Annotated in this window: 5 protein-coding genes; 3 read left to right on the top strand and 2 right to left on the bottom strand. The window is 69.0% G+C overall.

All coding sequences use genetic code 11. From position 1 onward, the window contains the following. The first annotated feature begins 323 nt into the window (after window positions 1–323). Complete coding sequence (locus IRZ30_RS16180) at window positions 324–1,094, top strand: hypothetical protein (RefSeq protein WP_294086637.1); 771 nt, start codon at window positions 324–326, stop codon at window positions 1,092–1,094. A gap of 309 nt (window positions 1,095–1,403) precedes the next feature. Here IRZ30_RS16180 and IRZ30_RS16175 read toward each other — a convergent pair whose 3' ends face one another. Both IRZ30_RS16175 and IRZ30_RS16170 read right to left on the bottom strand, forming a co-directional pair. Further along, window positions 1,404–1,790: a hypothetical protein gene (locus IRZ30_RS16175; protein ID WP_294086636.1), complete on the bottom strand. Its 387-nt coding sequence runs from the start codon at window positions 1,788–1,790 to the stop codon at window positions 1,404–1,406. A gap of 69 nt (window positions 1,791–1,859) precedes the next feature. Next, on the bottom strand, window positions 1,860–2,150 hold the full coding sequence (locus tag IRZ30_RS16170) for a hypothetical protein (RefSeq protein WP_294086635.1): 291 nt from the start codon (window positions 2,148–2,150) through the stop codon (window positions 1,860–1,862). 201 nt (window positions 2,151–2,351) lie between these two features. On the opposite strand from IRZ30_RS16170, the gene IRZ30_RS16165 reads away from it, so the two are divergent. Both IRZ30_RS16165 and IRZ30_RS16160 read left to right on the top strand, forming a co-directional pair. After that, window positions 2,352–3,203: a mechanosensitive ion channel family protein gene (locus tag IRZ30_RS16165; protein ID WP_294086634.1), complete on the top strand. Its 852-nt coding sequence runs from the start codon at window positions 2,352–2,354 to the stop codon at window positions 3,201–3,203. Window positions 3,204–3,311: 108 nt separating this feature from the next. Then, window positions 3,312–3,797 (top strand): hypothetical protein, encoded by a 486-nt coding sequence (locus tag IRZ30_RS16160; protein WP_294086632.1) that lies wholly within the window; start codon window positions 3,312–3,314, stop codon window positions 3,795–3,797. The last annotated feature ends 91 nt before the right edge of the window (window positions 3,798–3,888 follow it).

The following is a 3,888-nucleotide window of genomic DNA, read 5'->3' as shown; positions in this document are numbered from 1 at the left end:
AACGATCATACCCTCACATCATCACGTGTGGGGATATCATGAACACAGTGTCATACAGTTCGCTTCAGACTATCCTATGGTGGGCACACACCGTCCCCTCGACGCCGGGAACCTGTGCGCCGCGGGGCGCTGCCACGGGTTGTCTCCGGAAAAGGACGCACAGACGGCTGCGGCGCCGGGGTGATGCACGCCGGCGTGGGGCCGGGGCGGTCCGCCGGGCAGGATCTAGCCCGCCCCGGAATGCTCTGGTATTGTTCTCGCTGTATAAGGGTCCGTCGGCGACGACGGCGACGGTACGAGGCTGAAAGCGCGGGGAGCCAGCCGTGTCTGAGGAGCCGGGATTCCGGGAACAATCGGACGACGACGAGGAACTCTTCGAAGAGATCCGGAGGTTCCTCGCCGAGCAGGCGGGCGACGAAATCTACGAGGATATCCGGGCTGCCTTCCAGGGCGCGCGGAGCTTTATCAACCGGGAGCTCCGCGCGATGGAGGAGTACTCCCGGATGATCCGCACCCTGGAGCGCCTCGTTGAGGATGAATTCCCGGGGACGTTCACCGGGGCGCTGCGCACGCGGGTGGCGGAGATGCTCTACGCCTACGGGCTCGCCCATTACTCCCTCCTGCAGCAGCAGGGCCCGGTCGATGTCGAGGTCGAGCCGCCGGCGGAGGAAGACGACGAAGAGGTCAACCGCCCGCTGGTAATCTACGACCTCTGGTTCCCGCAGGACATCGCCATCGAGCACGCCGAGGAGGGCTACTACCTGCACCTGAGCGACGGCCGCATCGACCTGTCGCTCTACCTGGGCACCGACCCGAACGACCGCGGCGCGCTGGTCGACCTCGTCGACCACTGGGGCTACGCCACCGCCAACACGCCTCCTGGGGAGTACCAGCCGCCGGGCGAGCGCATCACCCCGGTCCTCACCGTGGAGCTGGACTACGGCGGCTCAGAGCTGGTCGACGCCGACGATCACGTCGACATCCTCTTCCTCGACCACAACGGTGAGCCGATCGTCCGCATGCACGCTCGATCCAACGAGCTGCGCGCCATCATCGACGAACTCCAGACCATCGGCCACGACGGGGAGATCTAGAGCGCCCCGCCCCGCCGGCGCCGGCACGGGCCGCTACCGACCGTCGCCGGGGTGGGTGGTGCGAGGATCCCTGTGCGTGGCACGTGCCCGGGGCTCAAGCCCCGGGCTGACAACGAAAGCCGGCTGAAGCCGGCTGTGAAGTGCGGCGGCCCCCGCCGCCGCGTTGGTATGGCGCGGCCTCAGCCGCCGCCCGGGGTGGGTTAGTACCCGGATGCGGGCGCGGACGGGTGGTGTGAGAATCCCCGCGCCGCCCCACGTGCCCGGGGATCGGTGGCGCGAGGATCCCCGGACACGTACCGACCAGCACGCCTACCGTCTGCGGTCCCGGCCCGTGACGGTGCGGATCATGGCGCGCAGACCGGCGACGGTGCCGTAGGCGGAGATGATTGGGCTGACCACTTCCTCGCTGACGAACTCGGTCGTGCCGCGCACCCGCACCGCGGCCTCGGTCAACTGCTCCAGCAGCGGGATGACCCGGTCCTTGAGCAGCAGCGCCAGCCAGACCGTGACCCCGACCAACGCGCCGAGCAGCAGCACCACCAGTACGCCGGAGAGCGATAGGAAGATGATCGAGATGTCCCGCGTGCGCTCGAGTGGCGACTGGTCGGCCCCGCCCAGCAGGTAGAGCAGGACGAACAGGCCGATGAAGATGACCAGGAGCACGCCGACCGTGACCCAAACCCAACCTCTGCGCATCGCGTCTACCCTCTCGCGATCTCACGACACAACCGTCACGGGCCACCGGTTACCCGGCGGCGGAGCGCCCTAGCGTCGCGTCCGCCGCCGTGTCGCCCGCGTCTCCGGCGGCGGCGACGTAAAGAACCAGCACATGCCGAGACCCACGAGCGCGCCCAGTGTCGCGGCCACAAGCGGCACATTCCCGACGCGCATGAGGGCGGTGCCCGTCAGCACCGCCACGGCCTCGCCCGCAAAAAAGCCGGTGACCGCTGCAAACCAATAGCATGGTAATTGCCAAAGGCGCCGACCGAGCAGACTGTGGAAGAGCAGACCATAGATACTCGCCAGCAGGAGTGAGAGCAGCACGGATGGAGGCACGACTTCCTCGTCTCTCGATCCGGTCGCACGCGGCTACAGCATCGCCCCAGGCGCCGCCCCTTCGGACGTACGCGGCCCGGCGCAGGTGCATCTTAGCAGGTTCCCGGCTTCGACGCTGGTCTTCGGCCTCACACAGGGCCGTCTGCGATACACTTTCGTTCGTTCACTCGTGTCAGCACCGGAACGGATGGAGGCTGCATCGTGTGGGAGGCCATCCGCGAGGAACTGCAATCCGTCGACCAGCAGATCGGCCACAGCCTGGGTAGCCTCATCGGCACCCTGCCGGCGCTCCTCGTCGCCATCCTCGTCGTTGCCGTCTTCGTCTTGATCGCGCGCCTGGCCCGCCGGCTGCTCGCGGGCGTCAGCCGGGTCTCGCGGCTCGACCCGATGCTGCGCGGGCTGTTCGACCAGTTGCTCACGGCCGCCATCGTCACGTTTGGGGTCGCCGTCGGGCTGGGGGTGCTCGGGATCGACGCTCGGACGATCATCGCCAGCTTCGGTGTCGCCGGGTTGATCGTCGGCTTTGCACTGAAGGATCTGCTGGAGAACTTCATCTCGGGGATCCTGATCCTCTGGCGCCGCCCCTTCCGCGTCCAGGATCACATCCAGGTGGGGGCGAGCGAGGGCATCGTCGAGGAGATCACCTTCCGCACGACGTCGCTACGCACCCCCGACGGTGTGCTGGTGCTGGTGCCCAACGCACAGGTGCTGACCCAGGCGGTACGCAACTACACCCACCTCGGGGCGCGGCGTACCGCGATCGTGCTGTCGCTGCTGCCCGAGGTCGACCCCGAGCGGGCGCGGGCGGCCCTGGAGGAGGCGGCCCGCGGGGTACCCGGCGTGCGCCAGGAGCCACCCCCGGAGACGCTGCTGCTCGGGCTCGCCGCGGATGGCTACGACCTGCACCTGCACTACTGGACCGCGCCCGACCAGGAAACGGTACAGCGGGTGGAGTCGGCCGTGCGCCAGGCGGCGTTCGCGACCTTGGCACGCCTTCGCGCGCCCGCCGAGTCCGCCGCCCACGCCGACGGCAGCACCGACGCCGGCCGGTAGCGCGATCCCCGGCTCACAGCGGAACTTTTCGCATCACAGCGGCGTCTTCAGAGTGGAAGGGAGCGGGTGGACGCTCCACGAGACTGAAGGCGAAAGTGAGCGATACGGATGCAGGCGGATACGACGCAACAGGCAGTTCGGCAGCCGGGCCGGCGCGCCCTGATCCTCGTGGTGGTGTCGGCGATCGCCATCGCCGCCATCGCGGTCACGGCGGCCCTCATCTGGACAGGCGACGATGGGGGCGTCGCAGGCGGCGGCACCAACGGCGGTGGGGCCGGCGAGCCGAGCGGGAACCTGGAGATCAAGCCGATCCAGATCGAGAGCGTCGACGTGCGTATCGCCGAGAGCTACCCGCCGCAGCTCTTCGCGGACGTCACCGGCTGGGTGGGCGACGGCTGCACCGTGGCGCGGGAGCCGGAGATCACCCGTGAGGGGAACACGATCACCGTGACCATCCTCAGCGAGCGGGAGCGGGACGCGATCTGCACCCAGATCCTCATGGGTTACCAGAAGAGCATCGCCCTGGGTAGCGTGGAACCGGGCGAGTGGACGGTGAAGGTCAACGACCACGTCCAGACGGTCACCGTGCGCTAGCGGGGATTGACCGCGGCGGGGGGCGGGGCCGGCGGCCGCCCCCCCCCCCGGGCCCCCGGGCCGCCCCGGGGCCGGGCCCCCCCCGCGGGGC

Origin of the sequence: Sphaerobacter sp., assembly GCF_019683595.1 — a bacterium.
Taxonomy (GTDB): Bacteria; Chloroflexota; Chloroflexia; order Thermomicrobiales; family Thermomicrobiaceae; genus Sphaerobacter.
This window is presented reverse-complemented; position numbering and strand designations above follow the sequence as displayed.